Source organism: Paenibacillus sp. NMA1017 (assembly GCF_058895805.1).
Genome location: NZ_JBZXYR010000007.1, coordinates 101787 through 123120 on the forward strand (window position 1 = coordinate 101787; position 21334 = coordinate 123120).

Annotated in this window: 18 protein-coding genes and 1 tRNA gene; 12 read left to right on the forward strand and 7 right to left on the reverse strand. The window is 47.1% G+C overall.

The features are described from left to right. Positions 1-163: 163 nt before the first annotated feature. The 3 genes from AC5ELV_RS17650 (at position 164) to AC5ELV_RS17660 (ending at position 3650) form a co-directional block, all read left to right on the forward strand. Positions 164-925: an AAA family ATPase gene (locus AC5ELV_RS17650; RefSeq protein ID WP_493431209.1), complete on the forward strand. Its 762-nt coding sequence runs from the start codon at positions 164-166 to the stop codon at positions 923-925. A 249-nt stretch (positions 926-1174) separates the two neighbouring features. Beyond that, positions 1175-2377, forward strand: coding sequence for an MFS transporter (locus AC5ELV_RS17655; protein ID WP_493431210.1), 1203 nt, complete (start codon positions 1175-1177; stop codon positions 2375-2377). Positions 2378-2597: 220 nt separating this feature from the next. Continuing rightward, entirely contained in the window at positions 2598-3650 is a 1053-nt protein-coding gene (locus tag AC5ELV_RS17660) for a lactonase family protein (RefSeq protein ID WP_493431211.1), read from the forward strand. Positions 3651-3770: 120 nt separating this feature from the next. On the opposite strand, the gene AC5ELV_RS17665 is transcribed toward AC5ELV_RS17660, so the two are convergent. Both AC5ELV_RS17665 and AC5ELV_RS17670 read right to left on the reverse strand, forming a co-directional pair. After that, positions 3771-4727 (reverse strand): ArsR/SmtB family transcription factor, encoded by a 957-nt coding sequence (locus tag AC5ELV_RS17665; protein ID WP_493431212.1) that lies wholly within the window; start codon positions 4725-4727, stop codon positions 3771-3773. Between the two features lie 272 nt (positions 4728-4999). Continuing rightward, positions 5000-5965 (reverse strand): hypothetical protein, encoded by a 966-nt coding sequence (locus tag AC5ELV_RS17670; protein ID WP_493431213.1) that lies wholly within the window; start codon positions 5963-5965, stop codon positions 5000-5002. A gap of 144 nt (positions 5966-6109) precedes the next feature. On the opposite strand from AC5ELV_RS17670, the gene AC5ELV_RS17675 reads away from it, so the two are divergent. From AC5ELV_RS17675 to AC5ELV_RS17685, 3 genes are all read left to right on the forward strand, one after another. Further along, on the forward strand, positions 6110-6583 hold the full coding sequence (locus tag AC5ELV_RS17675) for a GNAT family N-acetyltransferase (RefSeq protein WP_493431214.1): 474 nt from the start codon (positions 6110-6112) through the stop codon (positions 6581-6583). A gap of 85 nt (positions 6584-6668) precedes the next feature. Further along, positions 6669-7301: an NAD(P)-dependent oxidoreductase gene (locus AC5ELV_RS17680; protein ID WP_493431215.1), complete on the forward strand. Its 633-nt coding sequence runs from the start codon at positions 6669-6671 to the stop codon at positions 7299-7301. Positions 7302-7334: 33 nt separating this feature from the next. After that, positions 7335-8939: an NAD(P)H-hydrate dehydratase gene (locus AC5ELV_RS17685; RefSeq protein WP_493431216.1), complete on the forward strand. Its 1605-nt coding sequence runs from the start codon at positions 7335-7337 to the stop codon at positions 8937-8939. Here AC5ELV_RS17685 and AC5ELV_RS17690 read toward each other — a convergent pair. Then, positions 8923-9417: a hypothetical protein gene (locus tag AC5ELV_RS17690; protein WP_342427843.1), complete on the reverse strand. Its 495-nt coding sequence runs from the start codon at positions 9415-9417 to the stop codon at positions 8923-8925. The two genes, AC5ELV_RS17685 and AC5ELV_RS17690, sit on opposite strands and share 17 nt — an antisense overlap. Positions 9418-9587: 170 nt before the next feature. Between AC5ELV_RS17690 and AC5ELV_RS17695 the strand changes: the two genes are divergently transcribed. Beyond that, a complete protein-coding gene (locus tag AC5ELV_RS17695; RefSeq protein WP_493431217.1) occupies positions 9588-10424 on the forward strand; it encodes an HAD hydrolase-like protein in 837 nt (278 codons plus the stop codon). A 223-nt stretch (positions 10425-10647) separates the two neighbouring features. Here AC5ELV_RS17695 and AC5ELV_RS17700 read toward each other — a convergent pair whose 3' ends face one another. Then, the gene (locus AC5ELV_RS17700) at positions 10648-11598 is read right to left on the reverse strand and encodes a beta-ketoacyl-ACP synthase III (protein WP_493431218.1); all 951 of its coding nucleotides are present in this window, start codon (positions 11596-11598) and stop codon (positions 10648-10650) included. 248 nt (positions 11599-11846) lie between these two features. On the opposite strand from AC5ELV_RS17700, the gene AC5ELV_RS17705 reads away from it, so the two are divergent. Further along, complete coding sequence (locus AC5ELV_RS17705; RefSeq protein WP_307351944.1) at positions 11847-12527, forward strand: MarR family transcriptional regulator; 681 nt, start codon at positions 11847-11849, stop codon at positions 12525-12527. Between the two features lie 141 nt (positions 12528-12668). Continuing rightward, on the forward strand, positions 12669-13439 hold the full coding sequence (locus AC5ELV_RS17710; RefSeq protein WP_342427847.1) for a patatin-like phospholipase family protein: 771 nt from the start codon (positions 12669-12671) through the stop codon (positions 13437-13439). A 58-nt stretch (positions 13440-13497) separates the two neighbouring features. Here the strand turns inward: AC5ELV_RS17710 and AC5ELV_RS17715 are convergent, their stop codons facing one another. Continuing rightward, positions 13498-14529: a ribonucleotide-diphosphate reductase subunit beta gene (locus tag AC5ELV_RS17715; protein ID WP_493431219.1), complete on the reverse strand. Its 1032-nt coding sequence runs from the start codon at positions 14527-14529 to the stop codon at positions 13498-13500. A gap of 20 nt (positions 14530-14549) precedes the next feature. Then, positions 14550-16883: a ribonucleoside-diphosphate reductase subunit alpha gene (locus tag AC5ELV_RS17720; RefSeq protein WP_341162418.1), complete on the reverse strand. Its 2334-nt coding sequence runs from the start codon at positions 16881-16883 to the stop codon at positions 14550-14552. Between the two features lie 527 nt (positions 16884-17410). Here AC5ELV_RS17720 and AC5ELV_RS17725 point away from each other — a divergent pair. Beyond that, positions 17411-17758 carry an MTH1187 family thiamine-binding protein gene (locus tag AC5ELV_RS17725; protein ID WP_013308518.1) on the forward strand — a complete coding sequence of 116 codons (348 nt, stop codon included), beginning with the start codon at positions 17411-17413 and terminating at the stop codon, positions 17756-17758. 73 nt (positions 17759-17831) lie between these two features. Continuing rightward, positions 17832-17903, forward strand: a tRNA-Thr gene (locus tag AC5ELV_RS17730). A gap of 308 nt (positions 17904-18211) precedes the next feature. On the opposite strand, the gene AC5ELV_RS17735 is transcribed toward AC5ELV_RS17730, so the two are convergent. Continuing rightward, positions 18212-19204: a YiiG family protein gene (locus AC5ELV_RS17735; RefSeq protein ID WP_493431220.1), complete on the reverse strand. Its 993-nt coding sequence runs from the start codon at positions 19202-19204 to the stop codon at positions 18212-18214. A gap of 632 nt (positions 19205-19836) precedes the next feature. On the opposite strand from AC5ELV_RS17735, the gene AC5ELV_RS17740 reads away from it, so the two are divergent. After that, complete coding sequence (locus AC5ELV_RS17740) at positions 19837-21258, forward strand: transcriptional regulator (protein ID WP_493431221.1); 1422 nt, start codon at positions 19837-19839, stop codon at positions 21256-21258. Positions 21259-21334: the final 76 nt, after the last annotated feature.

Below are 21334 nucleotides of genomic sequence, written 5' to 3' on the forward strand. Positions count from 1 at the left end.
AGATTTCATGCCCGATGAACATTACTATATATTATACCTATAATAATCGCTTGAATAACAACAGAAGGGTTACGAAATGGGATTTCAGTTTGATTGCTGTAAATAATTCCAATATAATGATGGAAAACCTAGTGAATTGCTTGGCAATGGAGCTGAACTGAACATGAGTATATGGGATCGCAATCTTTTTATACGTCGCCTGGAGCTGATATGGCCCCCTGATGCTGACGAGAGCCAATATCCGTTTAACTTAAAAGCCTTACACCAGTGGAACGAACTCAAATTCCATCCTTCCGTCACCTATATTATTGGAGAAAATGGCGTAGGTAAATCGACGCTTATGGAGGCAATCGCGGTCGCGTGGGGATTTAATCCAGAGGGCGGTACTAAAAACTTCAATTTTTCTACACAAGCCACGCATTCCTCACTGCATGAGCATATCCGGCTGGTGAGAGGGATAGAGAAGCCGAGGGATGGCTTCTTTTTCCGGGCGGAAAGCTACTATAATGTGGCGACTCACATCGACGAGATGGATCGAGAAGGAGGAGGGCGACCGATTCGAGATTCCTACGGGGGTAAGTCGTTGCATGAGCAGTCGCATGGCGAGTCATTTTTTGCTGCATTTGTGCATCGGTTTGGAGGACAAGGATTGTATATTTTGGATGAACCGGAGGCTGCGTTATCGCCTTTGCGCCAGATGGCCATGCTTGCACGGATTCACGAGCTGGTGCAGCAGGGCTCACAGTTTATCATTTCTACTCATTCCCCCATTTTGATGGCTTATCCAGATTCCATCTTATATCATCTGACACATGAAGGGATCGACACCCGGACGCTGGAGGAAACCGACCATTTTATCATCACGAAACAATTTCTGAATAACAAGGAAAAGATGATACAGGAGCTATTCGAAGATCCACAATAGGGATCGTAGGGACCGCCAGACCGTTCCAGAAGTTTCACCCTGGTCGTTCGTTATGAGAGGGACAACATCGTCTTTTCAGGTTGTTCCTTTTTGCTGTTCTGCCAAAGGAAAGATTCAGGGTTATCGGAAGTATTTTATGATTGTTATTTGTCTCTCTCTCTATTAATATAATGAAGAGTTTTGCTGAAATGGTTGCAAAATAAGATTTTCGTATACGAAATAAAGAACCTGAGGAGGACAAAACGCAACATGTCAGATTCACAACAGTTGAAAATGGGCCCGCTGGTCATTTTGATGATTAATATGTTTATTGCCATGCTGGGAATTGGGCTCATTATTCCGATCCTTCCCAAGTTTATGAGCTCCTTAGGAGGTAGTGGTGAAACGGGTGGTTATTTGGTTGCCGTGTTTGGCTTAACCCAATTCCTGTTTTCGCCGCTAGCGGGAGAATGGTCCGATAAATACGGACGTAAAAAAATGATTATTATCGGTTTGGTAATCATGACGGCGTCTTCTGTATTGTTTGCGATTGGGGAATCGTTGACCATACTGTATATCTCCCGTTTACTGGGAGGTGCAGGGGCAGCTTTTATGATTCCTCCGATGATGGCCTATATTGCTGACATTACAACGGTCCACAATCGCGGTAGAGGAATGGGGCTGTTGGGTGCCGCCATGTCTCTTGGCTTTGTGATTGGTCCAGGTGTGGGCGGCTTGCTGGCAGATATCTCGATTCGTACGCCTTTATATGTTTCGGCGGCCGTATCAGGTGTAGCTGCACTGATTTCCTTGATTATGCTGCCCGAAACCTTGTCGCTGGAGAAACAATTGAAGTTTCGGAATGTCAAGGCCAAACGGGACAATGTGATTAAACAGTTTGCCCTTTCTTTCCGCAAGCCTTACTTTATGCTGCTGATTATGATATTCACGTTAACCTTTGGACTGACTCATTTTGAAACGATGTTTCCTTTCTTTGTGACAGGCAAGTTCCATTATAATGAGCGTGATATTGCTATCATTATTACCGTAGGTGCACTGGTCGGAACGGTGATTCAAGCTGTGGTCATTAGTCCGATGTTGAATCGTTTTGGCGAAAAAGGTGTTATTATCGGCTCCTTTCTGTTTTCGGCAATTTCCCTTGTGCTTATGCTGCTCTCCGGCAACTTTTATTATGTACTCGGGGTATCGCTCATCTTCTTTACTGCTACGTCGTTGCTGCGGCCTGCCATTAATACTGCTTTATCCAAAATGGCGGGGGATGAGCAGGGAGTTGCAGCCGGGATGAACAATGCTTATATGAGTATTGGTAATATTCTGGGGCCTGCGCTTGCGGGTACATTGTTCGAGGTGCATATCAATTTGCCATACATTTTTGGGGCAGTCATTCTCATTCTTAGTTTGGGGCTGGCTGTAAAATGGAATAGCAGAGATACGCAGACTACAGCGGTTTAATGTTGTTCTTCTCGTAAATTTAGTCTCTTTTGGTGTGAACTGTGACGTTCTTGTGAACCACAGATTGCACCGAAGGAGGCTATTTTTTTGCATACATCGCGAAACGTTAATGAAACGACAGAATCTTGGGTAATAATGCATGATGAGTTTACAACAAGCCAAATAGTAGAGCTAAAAGCCAGATCATATGTAAAAAACAGCTAGAAGGAGATGAGAGCCGATGAAAGAGCGGAATGAGCAGTTATTTTATACAGGAACTTATGCGTCTCGTCAGGAAAGAGGAATATATGTATGTGCTTTGAATGTGACCAATGGTGATCTGCGCATGGTTGGAGGTGTGGAAGGGATGGAGAGGCCTTCTTTTCTCGCGCTACACCCGGATGGGACGAAGCTGTATGCTGCCAGTGAAACAGAAGAAGGCGAGCTGTATGCGTATCAGGTGAATACCCAGACGGGGGAATTACATCCTTTGGATCGAAAAGGGACGGGGGGAGCACATACTTGCTATGTTTCCGTAACAACCGATGGACGATATGTGCTGGCTTCCAACTATTCAGGCGGCAATGCCGTTGTGTTCCCTGTGACGGAAGCTGGAGGGTTGGGAGACATGTCGGGGCAGGTTCAGCATACTGGCTCAGGTATTCGCCAGGACCGCCAGGATGCGGCACATCCGCATTCGATTATTCCAGATCCTTCAGGACAGTATGCCCTGGTATGTGATTTGGGGCTGGATCAGATTGTGGTATACCGTTTGACAGAGGATGGAAAACTGGTGACCCATCGTGAGACAGATTTGCCACCTGGTTCTGGACCGCGTCATCTGGTTTTTCATCCTTCGCGTCCATATGCTTTTGTCGCCAATGAGTTGAACAATACAGTCGCTGTGTTTAGTTATAACGAACGTAATGGGGAGCTTACATTGCTGCAAAGCCTGTCCACACTGCCAGAAGGCATTATAGATGTAGAAAATACAGCAGCCGATATTCGGATTACGCCCTGTGGACGCTTTTTGTATGTGTCAAACCGCGGTCATGACAGCATCGTGCTGTACCATATCGATCTGGACAGCGGCAAGCTGAAGACGGTGGAATGGGTGGAAACCTTCGGCAGCACGCCGCGTAACTTTAACATCCTGTCCGGTTATTTGGTAGTAGCGAATCAGGATGGAAACAACATCGTATCCTTTGCCATCCATAGTGAGGATGGACGGCTGACCCGAACAGGATATGTGCTGGAGGTTCCTTCACCTGTGTGTGTTGAACCTGTACGCTAATCGGATAGCACATGGCAAAAGAGTACGATAAAAGTGGGTGAAAAAATAAAACACGGCGCTTTGTTTCCCATGAAAGGCATGGGCAAAACGCCGTGTTCAGGTCTTGAAGTGGACTAAAAACTATTTGCTGCTATCGCCAGCTTCTACCGTTACTGTTTTCGTATGATTTTCTGCATGTTTGTAGTACAAACGGAACAGGATGTCCTGATTGTAGTTACCGAATCCGGTACCGAACAGAGTAACCCCTCCAACATGCTGGGCATCATCCAATATGGCAATGCGGAATTTCCATTGCTTCTGATCAATCAGCACTTGGCTTAAAGTCACGTCGGATATTTGCTTGCCATCCATAAAGGTACCTTCGGAGGTAACGCGAAGTCTTTTAAGGAGACCATATTGATTGATAAAATCAGGCCACCATGCAGGTGTGTATTTACCACGGTTATCCCCGAAATCCCCTGGACTGGTCCATGTACCCAAATTCACATCATTTAGGAAAAAAGTGATATCTGAAGGCCAATTATCATTGGTAAAAGGGGCCTCGGATGATAGTTCCATCGAAATTTCCAGTTCCTCAGCTTTTTGGCTGGACAGTAGGAAATTCGGCACCTTATAATCCATATATCCTTGGCTGAACCACAGAATTTTGGAATTGAAGCGCTCAGGGTCCAAGAACGAACGAGGCTCATCGAATTCACCAATGATCTTTTCGACGGTAGCCAGTCCGCAGGTCGACTGAATCTCAAAATCTGTAAAGTGTCCGACGGAAATCTCCGTCTGATGGAATTGCCTTACATCTTGCTGGTAGCGTGGCATGGCGATTTCAATTTTGTCTGTAGCCAGTGAGCACACTTTCTGTACCCCGCCTCGTCCAGGCAGCATTTTGGTCGAAATAATGGACGCTCTCTCCAGTTTCTTGACATGCATCGTCATAATCGCACTGCTGAGCCCCAACGCTTCCGCCAGCTCACGTATATTCATAGGCTTCTCCGCAAGCAGAACAATCATATTTAGCCGAACCTCACTGGCCAGCGCCTCATAAACGGGAAGTGATTTTTCAGAAATGTCCAGTTGCATAGTTCCTCCAATTCTAACGTACATCATAAATTGATGGCAGTTTAACATATATGGATTTTTTTCAATATTCATACATAAAAAACGATATAATTTACATTTATATAAACAATATACCCTTTCCTTGATCACTGGCACAAGCCTAACCCCTCAAAAAGCCAAAAATTGTTCGAAAAACAGGACACCCCATGAACTCTTTCTTTGTGTTGGGATGTCCTGTGATGGTATGTGATTTGCAGGGTGGATACGGGGGTAGAGTCATGTGCCATTGGTGTTTAGGACCGGATATGTTCTTCTGCCAAAGAAGAGTCAGCCGTTTTATCTTTATCTGCTGCATGTACGTCCTGATGTTGAGAAGCATCTGCCTTGATCAAGCCGGGGTGACCAACATAAGGACGATCACTGCGCGAGCGGCCTCGGGTAAGTCGGAAGCCAATCAAGAACAGCACAAGCTGTACAGCCAGTATGTAGGGAGACGCTTCCGGTCCGATCCATTGAAACAGGGCGACAGCGGCGATTACCAAGCACAACAGGCTTGTTGGAAAGTGGGATGCCGTCACGTCCAGATCATTTTGCCTGCGCAGGGTCATCAGCCGGTATACATACAGTAGGGCGATCAAGCCGGAAACGAACCTCATCCATGCACATCCTATGAGCCATGAGGCAGATTGTGCAGTGTCGGGCAGACTAACATCAACATGGCTGGAGGCTATCAGTTCCACAACCAGCCTTGAGACCAACCAGACAATTCCTGCCAGGGCCAACGGACCCGCTGCTGGGCGCAATAGCTTCCACAATGCTGTTCCCCAGCCCGGAGCATGAGATTCCAGCAGAACAAGACGCCGTTCCTCGATGAGTTTGTTCATTTCACGCTCCAGTGATTTGAGAAGCAATTCTCTGCGGAACGTATCACACTCCCGAAGGGATGCTTGAACCTGCTCTTGAAGGTGAGGGGTCAAATAGGGAGCAGCTTTGGCTTCCTGAAGAGCGTGGATGAGTCCGTTCTGGTACTGCTTTTCGCTGTTATTGAACCCGTTCTGGGTAGCGGTTTGGAGACAACCAGCTAATCGTCCATAGATACGCAACGATTCCTGTAATTCTTTCAGCCGCTGCTGACGCGAATTTCGAAGCTGGGCTGCACTGTGAACATACAGCCATACCAGCAAAGACAACGCCAGCAGGAAGGCAATCAGACCGGGTGAGATATATGCGGCTAACGCCGCGAAGTCCGTCGGGGACACCCGCAATCCCTCCTTCCATTGTTCTTTCTACACTATTGCACAGACCATACAGGCATTTCAAGGGCTTGTATACCTCTGATCAGGATATATGAAGTGTTTTTTGGTAAAATAGACAAGATTACAAGCAGGAAGAGGAGATTCGGCATGAATAAAAATATAGAAAATGCAACAGAACATCATGAGACATCGAATCAACCGTATGAGCTGCTTCGTGTAGATTACGCCATTCCATCCGTCGAGGAGTATCGGGCGCTACGCAAAGAAGCTGGTTTGACGCAAATTACGGAAGAAGCGGCAGCCAAGGGTCTGCCAAACAGTCTATTTGCCGTGACGTTACGGTTTGGGCAGGAATTGATCGGAATGGGCCGGGTGAGCGGTGATGGAGGTGTGTTTTTTCTGGTTACGGATATTGCAGTCAAGCCTTCCCATCAGGGGAAAGGCTATGGACGTAAGCTTATGGAAGAGATTATGGGGTATTTAAGACGGGAGGTTCCGGCGGGCAGCTTTGCAACGCTGATTGCGGATAAACCAGCCGATCAATTGTATGCACAGTTCGGCTTCCAGTTGGTTAGCCCGAGGTCAGAAGGGATGTACTGGCGACAGCCGGGAGGACTGTAAGCTGATATCTTGTACGGGTTTAAGCTGGAGATAAAACGGATAAATAACAGTAAGTAAAATATAGACAGGAAGAAGGCACATTTATATGAAAGTTATTATTTTTGGAGCAACTGGAACAATTGGTCAAGCTTTAGTAAAGGAAGCAATCAAGCGTAAGTATGAGGTGACAGCAGCGGTGCGCGATCCCCAACGTGTGACGGAGCAAAGTGAATATTTGACGGTGGTTCAAGCAGATATTCTGAATCCGAATTCCGTTACGGATGTGGCCAAAGGCCACGATGCTATCATTAGCGCGTACGGTCCCAAGTTTGGAGAAGAGGAAGAACTGCTCGAAGCGACTCGTTCTTTGCTGGAAGGAACTCGGCGTTCTGGTGCTGAGCGCATACTTGTCGTTGGCGGAGCGGGGAGTCTGAAAACAGAAAACGGTGAACGCCTCATGGATACCGCCGAGTTTCCGGAGGAAGTGAAGCCACTAGCGGCTGCCCATGCAGATGCACTGGAGCTGTACCGCGCTGCGGATGTAGATTGGACCTATTGTAGTCCTGCCGGAATGATTGAATCAGGAAAACGTACAGGGCAGTTCCGTATTGGTTTGGATCATTTGGTGGTTGACGAATTAGGCCATAGCCGTATCTCGGTCGAAGATTATGCGGTAGCCCTGATCGATGAATTAGTACAAGGGGAATTTGTCAATTCCCGTTTTACGGTCGGATATTAATAAGCAGGGATAGCCCTACGGGAGGCGAAAAGCATGTATATGGTGACCGCCGAAGAAATGCGGCAATTGGATCGGTACACAATTGACAAGCTGGGTATTCCGGCCCTAACCTTGATGGAAAATGCCGGGCGTGCGGTAGCTGACGAGGTATTGAAGCTTTCACACATAGGGCCAGGGGATATACCGGGACATGGCGGTGTTATACGGACAGAGTCGTGGAGCCAAGGGCGACATGACTTACGTGAACGGGAACACTGGTATATCCTCGCAGGTAAAGGCAACAACGGTGGTGACGGACTGGTGGCGGCCCGCCATCTAACCGATGCAGGGCTGCGCGTCACCGTTGTGTACGTCGAGCCGCCAGACACGCTACGCGGTGAAGCGGCTGCGCAACGCGATATCATTGCGGCTCTGGGTATCCCGGTGATCCTCTATGGCCGGGATACCCTCGACCTGCGCGGCGCCTCCGGCATCGTCGATGCCCTGCTGGGCACGGGCACGCAAGGCCCGCCGCGCGAACCCTACGCCTCGCTGATCCGCGAGGCCAATGCCAGCGGCGCGCCGCTCGTGTCGGTAGATGTGCCTAGCGGCCTCGACGCCGACACAGGTGCGCTGCACGAGCCATGCATTCGTGCGCGCGTCACCGTATGCCTCGCCTACTTGAAGCGTGGGCTCGTCCAATATCCGGGCGCCGGGACCGCAGGCGATGTAGTGGTACGCTACATCGGTATCCCGCCCGGCCTTGCCCGTGAGTGCGGCGTGCAGCTACGGCTCTTGACCCGTGACACGCTGCGCGATGCGCTGGACGTGGATGTAAGCCGTAGCCGCGTGCCGGACGGGCACAAGGGCACCTACGGCCACGTTCTGGTTGCGGCCGGAAGCCTGCGCATGAGCGGCGCGGGCTTGCTGGCCGCACGTGCCGCCCTGCGCATCGGCAGCGGCCTTGTCACGTGGGCGGTGCCCGAGGCGTTGTTGCCGCGCGTCATTGGCGCTGCGCCGGAACTGATGCTCGCTGCCGCAGCAGCAGGCGGAGACGGCGAATGGAATGCCGAGTCCGCAGACGAGCTGCTACAGCTCGCGCAGGCACGTGATGTATTAGCCGTCGGCCCCGGCCTCGGCCGCTTTGCAGGGGACACCGGTTGGCTGCGCCGCCTGTGGGAGGAATACGGCGGTCCGCTCGTGCTTGATGCGGACGCCTTGAACATTCTCGCCTCGGCGGGGCCTGAGTTGGAGGCTTGGAAGCCGAGAAGTTCGGCGGTCGTACTGACGCCGCACCCCGGTGAAATGGCTCGTCTGCTGGGCATACCGACAGCAGAGGTGCAGCGTGACCGTATCACCCATGCTCGGGAGTACGCCCGGACACGTGGGGTCACGCTGGTGCTCAAAGGAGCGCGCACCGTCATCGCTTGTCCTGACGGAATGGCCTATGTCAATACCACAGGCCATGCTGGGATGGCGACAGGCGGTGCGGGCGATGTGCTGACAGGCATCATCGCAGGTTTGCTGGCTCAGGGCTTGAACGCTGCGCAGGCAGCAGCCTTTGGCGTGTATCTGCATGGTGCGGCTGGAGAAACAGCCGCACGCCATCGTCAGCACCCTGCTTCAGTGGTAGCTGGCGACATTATTGAAGCCCTATAGGCCATAGCAGCAGTGGCAGGAGGAAGGCGAGCATGATCTGTAATCCATATTCACGGTTCAGCCAGTGCCTTCCTCCATAATACAGCAGTGTAATCCCTGCACCTGCTATGCCGTTGCTCCATAAAATGCCCGTTCCGGCAGGAGACATCAAAGAACCTAGCAGAAGGAAGACACTGAATCCTGCGGCGAGGTATAGGGTGAGCTGCTCGGGCTTACGAAGCCAGGGTAAAAGATCGCGTAGCGCATCAGCGGCAAGAGCCGCCGGAAGGGCAAAGCCATAGGCCCACAGCTGTGCGGTCAGTTCACCACTATTGCCTGCTATAGTCAGAGGAATCCCGGTTACTTCCTCTGTCAGATAGCAGTAAACCCATAAGAGACCAAAAACCAATCCTCCACAGGCTAGTTTATTCAGCGCATAACAACCAAGCTCCATCCGCCAAGGCATTTTGGAATTAAATTCATTCCAAGGCTGTTTCATGTTGCGACTCCTCCTCTTATCACACTCGGTATTCACAACCAATCAAGGAATTTATTTTCAATTACAATCCGCTTACCGTTTACGACATTTCAGTTTACGTTAGCTGTGTATCATGTTCCTAAGCAAAATAAAGATTGCGGATAGCCGCGGTACGGAAAGGCGGGGATTGCATGATACAGGCGGTTATTTTTAATCTCGAAAGTACATTGTTAGACCCCGGAGGACGAGGCTTAACCCAGGGAATGCGTGACATTTTCAGATGGAAAGGTATACAGGTAACTGAAGAACAGGTATCTCATGGGCGGGGAATGCCGATCCGGGATCATATTGCAAATGTGCTGGGACTTTCAGAGGTTCGGAGAAAATGGCTGGAGTGCTTTGGTGCGCATCCTGGCAGAGTGGATATTGAGCATATTTATCTTGAGCTTGTCCCTGTTCTCCGCTCCTTGATCCAAGGGGCGGAGCCTGCTGTCGGTATAGACAGGGCGCTGCAGGAGTTGCAGGATCGTCGCATTCAGTCAGGTGCCACTGCATCCTGTCCGATGGAGATGCTCAGTCACATATTTACGCCTGCACAGTCCCCCTATACGTTGGATTGTATGGTAGCCCCTTGTGAAGTTTCGCAGGGGAGGCCCTATCCGTGGATGATTTATGAAATTGCACATCGCTTGCAGGTATTCCCGCTTAGCGATATTGTGAAAGTAGGAGATACAGCAGCCGATATGCAAGAGGGACGCAACGCCGGTGTATGGACGATTGGTGTGTTGAACCATAACGAAAGCGTGACGACCGCAGCTCAGACGACCAGCCGCGAAGCGGACGACAGAGTGGCTGAGGAACGGCGCAGACAGAGTGTATATGGTTTAAAAAGGGCAGGAGCTCACATCGTGATGAACTCGGTCGCTGACTTGCCGCGTATTTTGCGTGAAATCGAAATGCTCCAGCATACGGGAGGCTATCCTTCTTATACGAAACAGGTAAAAACCGCGTTGATGCCTCCGTCGTGAATAGCGTTGACATACTGTGGGGCTATGGATTCAATTACACGCTTCTAGGTTATATGTATGCTCTACATCGGGTGAAGGTGAACTTCTCAGATTCTGAGTATATGTCTGTAGCATTTTATTAGTTTATATGTAAAAAAAGCCTCAGCCCGTTACTAATGCTCCATCTCGACAAGGAGAAGGTTCATAGATACGGGACAAGGCTTTTTTTGTAGAATAGCATATTTCATCCGAGCTGGATGACTTGAACGCCCCAGGCTAATCCTGCGCCAAAACCAGCCAGGACCACAATATCCCCAGCCTGGATTCGTTGTTGTTCCACAGCTTCCGCGAGCGCAATGGGAATAGAAGCTGCTGACGTATTTCCGTAGGTTTCGATATTCATAAAGAACTTATCCATTGGAATATTCATCTTGTCTGCGGCATGCTCAATGATCCGAACATTGGCTTGATGCGGAATAATCAAAGCGATATCCTCCAGGCTTAATTCCAATTCCCCCATCACCTTGGTCAGCATCGATTCCAGAATGCGCACCCCGAACTTGAAAACCTCTCGTCCATGCATCGTAATTGGTCCTGTAACGGGGGAGATCAGTGTGTCTGCTCCACGTTCTTCCGAGCCCAGCAAGGAGAATGGCGAAGAAGCCCCAGGGCGAGATTGAAGGACGACAGCTCCTGCACCATCCCCGAACAAAACGGCGGTATTACGGTTCTGCCAATCCATGATTTTGGAGAACTTGTCCGCACCAATCACTAGAACGTTGTGGTAAGCGCCCGATTTCATCAAGTCACTGCTGATCGAGAGGGCATACACAAAACCGGAACAGGCTGCGGACAGATCAAATGCAGGTGCGCGGCTTCCGAGCTTTTGCTTGACGAGCATGGCCGTGGAGGGAAAAGCGTAGTCAGGAGTGGAAGTTGCCACTACAATAAGATCCACATCTTCCGGTGATAATTGGGCACGGTGCAAAGCATCGGTTGCAGCCATGACGGCCAGGTCAGAGGTTTCTGCGGATGCTTCTGCAATATATCGCTGACGGATGCCTGTTCGCTGGCTAATCCATTCATCAGATGTATCTAGGGACGCGGCTAAATCCAAATTGGTTAATAGAGACGTCGGGACGTAAAATCCTGTGCCTGTAATAGTAACCCCGTTCGGGTTGAGAGCTGATTGCATAAACGTTTCCCTCCAATAAAATAATCACACAGAAAACCTTAAAGACCAAAAAAACCAAAAAACAATATGGATAAAAATATAACACAGGCCGATTAAAAAGGAAATATGTAAAAGAGCAGCCCGCTGTGCAGGAATCAGGAAAAATGCAGTGGCTTGCTTATACAGGTATTCAGTGCTATTATGTAAGACACAAAAAACCCAAGAACGGATTGGCAGAACAAAATACAGAGGGAGGTTACAACACTATCATGTCACTTACTAAACGCCGACTGCAGTTTTTGCATACATTAGTTGAGCTGTACCAAAAAACGAATTTACCCATTCATTACGAAGCCTTGGCCAAATCATTAGGGGTTAGCAAGTGGACGGCCTATGACATGCTGAAAGAAATTGAAAAGCTTGGTTTTATTACGCGCAGTTATGAGGTAAATACTAAGGTAACCGGACGCTCACAGGTTGTATTTGTACCCACGGATAAAGCAGCGGATTTGTTCAATCAATCCCGGAATGAACTAGTGGATCTGGTGGATTGGAAGAAAAACGCTGATAGCATCTTCGAATTGCTCAAACATTTGGACAGTACGAGTCTCAACGAAGCTGTGCGTAAAATTTGGATGGAAATTCCAAAATCCAGTACCAGAATTAACTTCTGTGCCTATATCATTGGACTGCTGTTAATATATTTGAAGAAAATTGATGGTAAAACAGGTCCCTGGATTCACCAGATTGTCCTTACAGCACCAAGCAAGGAAATGGGGATGACCATGTTCGTCGGCACAGTTTTAGGTATGGCTATACAAACGATGAATGATGAATTGGGGCTTGAAATTACGGAACTGGTTTCCCGTTTTCTACAAACCATCTCGGATCTTTCTGAGGAGGAAAAGGGACTGCTTTTTGATTTTCTGGGCGAGGCTTTTCATTTTTAAATATATGGAGTGAGAACATGGTTATCCTGGAATAGAACAGGAATGAAGTTATTCCAAGGAGAGGAGGCGCTCTTCTCTGTTTAGTTTTTGGGTCTTTTGTGTGGTGGAGATTTATTGAATACATTCAAGGGGGCTGCGTAAATGTCAAAGGTAGGTTTGGTTTTGGGTGGAGGAGCGGTCAGAGGTTTGGCTCATCTTGGGGTACTAAGAGTGTTCGAGAGACACGGAATACAGGTCGACTGCATTGTCGGTACGAGTATGGGTGGCATCATTGGCGGACTCTATGCTGCAGGTGTTCCTGCGGATGCTCTGCGCGATTGTATTGAAAAGACGCCTAAATATCGCCTGCTGGATATCGGCATACGGCATCGTGGTTTAATCGCCGGTAATAGTGTGAATACAGTAGTGAATGAGCTGTTGCAGCAGCACGGACAACATAAACAGAAAATTGAGGCTCTTCCTATCCGCTTTAAGGCTGTCTCTGTCGATCTTTTGGAAGGCAAGCAGGCCGTTTTTGAGCAAGGCGACTTGGTGACAGCACTACGGGCTACCATGGCTTTTCCTGGCTTATTCGCTCCTGTAATGCATGAGGGCAAGATGCTGGTGGACGGAGGGGTATTAAACAATTTGCCCGTAGAGGAGTTGAGTCGGGAATCCGATTATTTAGTCATTGCTGTTGATGTGGCACGAGGACACGAGAAAAGGCCGCCACGCAATATGATGGAAGTTGTGTACCGCTCCTACAGCTTGATGACCGCCGAACGAAAGCATAACAGTCTTCGACTTGCGGATATTGTTATTCGTCCTGAGGTTGGACATATTGCGGCGTTCGATTTTACAAAATGGCAGGAATGTGTAGAAGCTGGTGAAGAAGCGGCTGAACGCATGATGGGTGAGTGCACATTTGCGTAAATTCTCATGAAAAAAGCCTTAGCCCGGTAAGTACCGAGCTAAGGCTGTATCTTATGACTTACAAATCGTCAAATCCGTTGTCATCTCCGACCTTGCCATAATTTCGTGATTTTGCTTCAAAAAAGTCTGTTTTTGTCGCATTCAGCGCTTCGTCTGAGAATGGTTTGATCCAAGGCATACAGTTTACATCTACACCTTCGTATGCTTTGTCCATACCAAGCAATCTCAGGCGCATATTTGCCATGTATTTGATATAATCGCTCAGCTCGTTCAAGTCGATGCCGCGAACCTCTTTGAGCGTATAATGCGCCCAGTTCGTTTCCAGCTCCACAGCGCGGTCAATCATACGATAGACATAGTCCGTATTTTCCTTGGTATTCAGCTCAGGGAAATCGGACAATAGCTGCTTAAACACTTCGGCAAAGAAGTAGCAATGCTGATTCTCATCACGCTGAATATACGAGATCATTTGGCTGGTTGCCATCATTTTCTGATCACGAGCCAAATTGTAGAAGAACGCAAATGTGCTGTAAAAGAAAATGCCCTCCAAAATCAAATCGGCTACCATCGCTTGGAAAAAGGTCTGTGGGTTCTGCTCATTGCGGAACTCCTGATAAATGTCCGAGATGAATGTGTTGCGCTCCAGCAGGACAGGATCGTTTTTCCAGTATTCAAAAATTTCCTTCTGTTCCTGGTCTGACACCAAAGAAGACAGAACGTAGGAGTAGGACTGGTTATGCACCACTTCCTGCTGCCCGATAATCGCTGAAATAGCTTCCAGCGAGGAATCGGTAAAATAGCGTTTTACATCCCCGACAAACATCGTTTGCATCGAATCCAGTACAGCCAGCAGGCCGATATTAATTTTGAAGGTGCGCTGTTCCTCGGCATCCAGCACAGGGAACTGGGACGCGTCCTTGGACATCGGAATTTCATCTGGAATCCAGTGGTTCAGCAGTAGCACTTTATACAGTTTGTACATATGCGGCATCCGAATATCGTTCCAATTCAAAATACCAGAGCTTTCGCCTTCAATAATGCGGGTAGAGCGATTTGGCGCTTCCGTGTTAAAAATCTTCTGTAACTGCATGAGAGCTTCTCTCCTTTAGTTTAGGATGCGCAGCTATCACATTCTTCAATCGTCAGTGCGCGGCTGCGTACATAATAGGTCGATTTCATACCTGATTTCCAGGCATGGATGTGCAGCTCTAAAAATTCAGTTGCTTTAATATCAGGACGTACATACAGGTTAAAGCTTTGGCCTTGATCAATATGACGCTGACGTGCAGAAGCCATGTTGATCGAAGCGTGTTGATCCAGCAAGAAAGCTGTCTTGTAGTACCAGATGGTTTTTTCGTTCAAATCCGGTGCAGGGTTAGCAATCTTGTAAGTTGTTTTCTCTTCATAGGAAAGCAGCTCATACAATGGATCAATGCTAGCGGTTGAGCCTGCGATGATAGACGTGGAACCGTTAGGCGCGATGGCGAACAACCATGCGTTGCGGACACCATTTTGTTTGACTTCTTCCGCAAGCTCGCTCCACTCGGACGTAGTGACAAATTTGCCTTCGCGTGTACCGTCCGTATAGCCACGGGAAGTGAAATAATGCCCAGTAGACCAATCAGAACCCTCGAATTTGGCATAACGGCCTTTTTCTTTCGCTAGCTCCATGCTGGATTTGACGGCCAGGTAGTTAATCTTTTCATACAAATGATCGTTATAGGTTACTGCTTCATCGGATTCCCAACGGATACCTTCCAATGCGAGTAGATGATGCAGTCCGAATGTACCCAGACCGACAGCGCGATATTGGCTGTTTGTATATTGTGCTTGCAGTACTTCAATGTTGTTAATATCAATAACATTATCCAGCATACGTACCTGAATCGGTACGAGGCGATCCAGCACACCTGCCGGAACCGCACGAGCCAGATGGATGGAGTTCAGGTTGCACACAACAAAGTCGCCAGGAATTTTGGAAATAACAATGCGTGTTTGTCCGTCCTTGGTGACCAGTTCCTCTTTTTCCACTACAGTTGCAGATTGATTTTGCATAATTTCCGTACACAGGTTGGAGGAATACACCATACCATGGGCACGGTTCGGGTTGGCGCGGTTTACCGTATCACGGTAGAACATGTACGGTGTACCTGTTTCCAGTTGCGACTTCATCAGGCGCTTCATGATGTCGATGGCAGGCACCGTAATACGAGAGAGAATAGGATGCTGTGACGCCTCCTCATATTTCTCGCGGAAGGTACCTGAACCGAAGGTTTCATCATAAAAATCCTCCAGGCCCAGTGGACGGCCCTTGTCATCTTTCCAGCCCATCACCTTCTTCACTTCATGCGGACAGAACAGATTCCATTCGCCCCGTGCTTCGACCCGCTCCATGAACAGATCGGGCAGACATACACCGTGGAACACGTCATGTGCACGCATCCGCTCGTCACCGTTGTTAAGTTTCAGGTCAAGGAACGCGAGAATGTCCTTGTGGAATACGTCCAGATATACGGCAATTGCACCTTTGCGAGTACCTAATTGGTCTACGCTAACAGCTGTATTGTTCAACTGGCGAATCCACGGAATGACGCCGGAACTTGTATTTTTATGTCCACGGATATCGGAGCCACGCGCCCGTACTTTACCGAGGTACACGCCGATGCCGCCGCCCATTTTGCTAAGACGGGCTACGTCCGTATTGGAGTCGAAAATGCCTTCCAGCGAGTCGTCTACGGTGTCGATAAAGCAGCTGGAGAGCTGTCCGGCCACCTTTTTTCCAGCATTGGACATGGTTGGTGTAGCTGCCGTCATGTACATGTTGCTCATCGCCCAGTAAGCTTCTTTGACCAGCTCCATACGCTTGTCAGCAGGCTCTTGGTGCATCAGGTACATCGCGATGATCATGTAGCGTTCCTGTGGCAGTTCCATTACGCGTCCGTCAAAATCATTGGCCAAATAGCGCTCAGACAGCGTTAACAGCCCGATATAATCGAACAGCAGGTCATTTTTCGGCAATATAGAATCGCCCAACTCATCAATCTGTTCCTTGGTATAGTAGTCGAGCAGTTCTTGACGGTAAATTCCTTTTTGGACCAAATCGGTAATCAGTGGATAAAAGGCGCCGTAAGGCTCGTCCGCATAGGATTTGTAACGGCGGTGAGTAGCCGCTTTTTTATATAAGGAAGTGAGCAAAGCACGTGCAGCGGCAAATTTCCAGTCCGGTTCTTCCTTACTAACCAATTCAAGGGCAGCCATCGCAAACGCGTTGCTAATGTCATCCCCCGTGACTTCATCCCGGCGCAGCTTGCTAGTTACACCGCGAATGAGTCGATCTTTATCCAACTTGTCCAGCCCGCTGAGTACACGGTCGGCATATACGGAGATGCGTATTTCGTCAAAAGCCAACTGGCGATTGTTTGGTTTGGTTACGAGTTGTGGCATAGGATTAATTCCTCGCTTTCCTGATTTGGAATCATACTTGGGTATAGGCATGAAAATGATCATGGTGAGAAGATAATGGCGAAAAAAGCGATGGTCAGACAGCATTTGGGGGCTGTATGTAATCCAATAACATAGAAATAGCGATGCACCTGCCAATGAAGGGGGAAAAGATGGTTCCCGTACGATTTATCGGCTACATCACTATATTTAGACGTGTTATGAATATTTAACCCAACATATTGTGTGTATAAACTTAAAATTTCAAATAAGTGCAAGGAATATTATAGCAACATTCGAAGCCATACGTAAAGGAAAAGGAATGGAAAATCAAAATATGCAGAGAAGTCGCGGGCTGTATTTGAATTGAGGCAGTTTGAACGGTACAATGAATGATAAAGATGTTTCCTACAGAAACAAGCAGCATACATATGAACTATTTTTTTGAAATAAGGTTGCTCGCTTTATCGGACTGAGATTTTAGATTTTTAAAGAAGCGACGATTTTAAAATTAAAGGAGGAACTTGGTGATGGCTATTGCAGAAGTGACAGTGATCCCGATTGGAACGGGGAGTACAAGCCTGAGCGACTACGTTGCCCAGATGCAAAAAGTGTTGAAGACGCAAAAAGGAATTACCTATGAGCTTACCTCTATGAGTACGATTATTGAAGGTTCGTTGGACGATGTGTTCACCGCCATTGCTGCGCTGCACGAAGCGCCATTCCTGTCTGGAGCCAAGCGTGTTTCCACCTCGGTCAAAATTGATGATCGCCGTGACAAGCCTTCCTCCAGTCACCAAAAGCTCCGTTCCGTCGCAGAGAAACTATCTGGCACCGCGACAGGAAATGTTACCGAACTAAATCCAAATCCTAGTTGAAAAAGTTGATGTAAGTGATTGATTTTTATGTAACTAAGAGTATAATAGTTTTTGTTGTCAGTTACACTGACCTGCTGGTGTAGCTCAGGGGTAGAGCAACGCACTCGTAATGCGTAGGCCGGGGGTTCAATTCCCTTCACCAGCATTCTATGAAACTCAAGCACAGCGCGGCTTCCAAGCTTTTTGGAGGTCGCGCTTTTTTGTTGAATTGAGCATTCTTCTACCATTCTTCTACCCTTTAGTCTAGTAAAGTGGGTTTTTCGGTGCTAATGCTCTCTCCTGTGATTGAATCGCCAATGTTTTTTAACACCGCTTCTTGGAGATTCGGAAGAACATGTGAATAGGTATCCAGAGTTACATTATAGCAAAAGCTCTGCTAACCTTATGGTTGGCAGAGCTTGTTCGTTACCGGAACTCCGTATTTGTTTTCGCAGCCCTTATCGTTAGATACGCTTAATTTATTTCATTATATCGTTCAACTGCCTTGCTTAGCTTATAATTGAAATTCTCAGGTGTGCCATCCGTAGTGTTCAGAAACTGGCCGTTCAGGTCAGAATCTGATACAGGTTCCTTCTTATTGATGCGTTCAATGATTTTCGAAGCAGCCGCTTTTGCTTCAGTGGCTGAATCAACATAGTTCCTGATACTAAAGCTGTTAACCCCTTCTTTTTGAACTCGATTCTTGTCTTTTGAGATTGTCATGAGCGCACTCAGATCTGCGGTCATAATGTCGTATTTGGCTTTAAACTTCGTCATATCAAGCTGCAGCACATTGTCGGCGGTGATACCCTGCTCATCCATTTCAATGGCCGTAGCCTCGGCATCTATCATGAACTTCAAGGCATTATACCTGATCTGCTGGTCTGAATCCTTGAGCTTTTGCAGTTCAGCCAGACGCTGCTCGTTACCCAATTTTTGCATAGCCGTGAAGTATTGTTTGGAGACAGTCTCGTAAGCGAGATTGGCACTTACCAGCTTGGTATGCAGCTGTTTTCCTTTTGCGAAATCATCATCCACGTAGCCTTTTGTATCATAGTAGGTTTTCATCTCGTCCAGGACGGACAACAGATCATTGATGACCGGTGTCAGTTTGATCACTACGGGGTCTGCGTTCGCAAAAGCAGGTTGGCTTGCGGTATAGCCGTTCGCTTTATCAATAACTTCCCGCTCAGTTTCAGCAACGCCGAGCATGATGAAGCTGAAGTTCTTCTCGATTACAGGCTGTGTATCAACTCCGAACTTCTCGAAATAATGAACCAGAACCTCATTGATTCTGCCTGTCATCAAGTTATTCAGCCTCACATACGCATTGTATTTTTCGATTTCTTTGCTCTCGCCGGACGTAACGCCTGCAGTCGCTTGATCCACGGTGGATGTAATGGCAGAACAAGCGGACAACATTGCACCCAACATGATAATGGAAATAAAGAATGATAGCTTTCTCAAAATAGTGATTCCTCCGACTGAGTAATTTAACGTGCTTTTCTTTTGTAAGATGTCTGAATAGAGAACAACTGACCCCTTCATGGTCGATTAAATTCCCATTCGCCGCATATTAATGTTGATTGTGAAACAATCTATTCAATTTTAAATTTATTTGGTGAATAGGTCTTGAGACTTGAGGAGCATAATTTTATAAATTTCTTTGTTGTTGACGATTGTTCTGTTAACTTCCTAAATACTTGTATCCTCTGGTCTCAGTGGTGGTTTCCCCATTGGAAATATTCCTGAATATGAGGCTGCTTGCTTTAGAGCAAGATAACTATATTTATTACGCACTCGTAATGCTTAGGCCGGGGGTTCAATTTCCTTCACCAGCATTCTATGAAACTCAAGTACAGCGCGGCTTCCAAGCTTTTTGGAGGATGCGCTTTTTTGTTGTAGTAAGCGATCTTCTACGCTGAGGTCTTTTTAGTAGGATTATTGTGCTAAATATAATTAGTTTTTTTGTTTCGTTTCATGCTAAAAATTAAATTCTAGCATTAGTTGCACGGTATATTGACAGTTGGTCAATTATGGTGAAAAATGAAGTATGTTTTTAAAAATTATGGAATATTTATGCGAAGGGTGGCTATGGCATGAAGCATACACCTACGATACGAGCAGAATTAGACAGATACTTAAAACAAGAGAGCATGAGTCTAACGCAATTCGGGCATATAGCAGGCATGAATAGGGGAATAGTAAGTGCTATTGTGACGGGGAATAAGTCTATGTCTGTTAACCAGCTTGACCTGATTACTGAAGCTATGGATTTACCGGAGGGCTACTTTTACGACTTATTTATAGAAAACTACATCATCGACACTCCCCCGAATATGAGACGAATCGAGCCGTTTTTGTTTCGCTGTGCGGAGTTGGACAAGCTGGATGCGATCCGTCGAGTGGTAGAAACCATCATGGACAACCTACTCTATTCGCCTAAACTATTTGATATGGCAGAAGCGCTATTAGCACAGGGACGATATACTGCTGCGTTGCTGCTCTATAAGGGTGTAGCTGAAGCGGAGAAGTACCAACATTCTGAGCGCTTAGCCATCTGTCAATATCGCATATTCACGATTCAAGTTGGAGACGATCAAAGCCGAAATCTCAGTGCAGCTACGATATTTGAAGCTTTTGTTGAACGCCTTGATGAAATAGACCAGCTTGATGCATTGAAGGACTTGGCTAATGTGTACAGGTCTTTGCGCAAATGGAACAAGGTAGATGAAGCGGCGAAAAAAATGAAGCAGAAAGCGAAAGCTCAATATTCGTTAAAACATCAACAAGAGAGTCGAGAGCGTGATGAGTCTGCCAAGAAGCTAAGTCGCCCGTTGTTTGTATATATTTCATATGCCGATTTATTGTGTGCAAGTGTCTGTGAAGCCCAAGGCGACTATCAACAAGCTCTAGATTATACATACACCTACGCTAATCTAGATTGGGTCAAAGAGACTGACGACGATACTCAACACTGGGTTAGCTTGTTCAAAAGTTGGGCAGAAGGTAATACTTACGTATATAAACTGTTGTCAGGAGATATAAGTGTGCTTCAAGATTATGTTGAATATATTGCAGCGACATCAGCCACTAACGAGAATGAGAAAATCTCAAAACTGTTGAATGTTATAATTTCAGCAAACCAATATAGTATAGATGTGGAAGATATACTTCAGCAATTTGAAGCCGAAATAAATGCTTTTGCACAACAGCAACCATCATCAGATGATATGTATACTCAACAGGTGATACCGGATTACACCGCGTGGTTTGGTTACGAGTTAGCTTATTATTATTTACATCGCGGTTCTTACATTGATGGTTTTAAACATTTGATGTATTCATTAGTAAGTTATCATACATTAAATAATGAGACTTATTTTATAAACTGTATGGGTTTGTTTTTACATTTTCGGGATTATGCGGCTCCTGAAACCAAAGCAGCATTTTTAAATTTTATTGAAAAGGTGTGGATGACCAATGTTGAAAAAAACGGTACTTCTGATCATCGCGGCTAGCTTTTTGTTTATTGTTACTATGCCGGATCAAGCCCTTAACCACCACAATAGTATTCAGCCTAACGTTACCATCGGA

Bases quoted from the DNA above. Each gene is read 5' to 3' on its own strand.
- AC5ELV_RS17665 (WP_493431212.1), bottom strand. From the start codon at position 4,727: ATGCAACTGGACATTTCTGAAAAATCACTTCCCGTTTATGAGGCGCTG.
- AC5ELV_RS17695 (WP_493431217.1), top strand. From the start codon at position 9,588: ATGATACAGGCGGTTATTTTTAATCTCGAAAGTACATTGTTAGACCCC.
- AC5ELV_RS17705 (WP_307351944.1), top strand. From the start codon at position 11,847: ATGTCACTTACTAAACGCCGACTGCAGTTTTTGCATACATTAGTTGAG.
- AC5ELV_RS17675 (WP_493431214.1), top strand. From the start codon at position 6,110: ATGAATAAAAATATAGAAAATGCAACAGAACATCATGAGACATCGAAT.
- AC5ELV_RS17690 (WP_342427843.1), bottom strand. From the start codon at position 9,417: ATGAAACAGCCTTGGAATGAATTTAATTCCAAAATGCCTTGGCGGATG.
- AC5ELV_RS17720 (WP_341162418.1), bottom strand. From the start codon at position 16,883: ATGCCACAACTCGTAACCAAACCAAACAATCGCCAGTTGGCTTTTGAC.
- AC5ELV_RS17650 (WP_493431209.1), top strand. From the start codon at position 164: ATGAGTATATGGGATCGCAATCTTTTTATACGTCGCCTGGAGCTGATA.
- AC5ELV_RS17710 (WP_342427847.1), top strand. From the start codon at position 12,669: ATGTCAAAGGTAGGTTTGGTTTTGGGTGGAGGAGCGGTCAGAGGTTTG.
- AC5ELV_RS17725 (WP_013308518.1), top strand. From the start codon at position 17,411: ATGGCTATTGCAGAAGTGACAGTGATCCCGATTGGAACGGGGAGTACA.
- AC5ELV_RS17680 (WP_493431215.1), top strand. From the start codon at position 6,669: ATGAAAGTTATTATTTTTGGAGCAACTGGAACAATTGGTCAAGCTTTA.
- AC5ELV_RS17715 (WP_493431219.1), bottom strand. From the start codon at position 14,529: ATGCAGTTACAGAAGATTTTTAACACGGAAGCGCCAAATCGCTCTACC.
- AC5ELV_RS17700 (WP_493431218.1), bottom strand. From the start codon at position 11,598: ATGCAATCAGCTCTCAACCCGAACGGGGTTACTATTACAGGCACAGGA.
- AC5ELV_RS17660 (WP_493431211.1), top strand. From the start codon at position 2,598: ATGAAAGAGCGGAATGAGCAGTTATTTTATACAGGAACTTATGCGTCT.
- AC5ELV_RS17655 (WP_493431210.1), top strand. From the start codon at position 1,175: ATGTCAGATTCACAACAGTTGAAAATGGGCCCGCTGGTCATTTTGATG.
- AC5ELV_RS17740 (WP_493431221.1), top strand. From the start codon at position 19,837: ATGAAGCATACACCTACGATACGAGCAGAATTAGACAGATACTTAAAA.
- AC5ELV_RS17685 (WP_493431216.1), top strand. From the start codon at position 7,335: ATGTATATGGTGACCGCCGAAGAAATGCGGCAATTGGATCGGTACACA.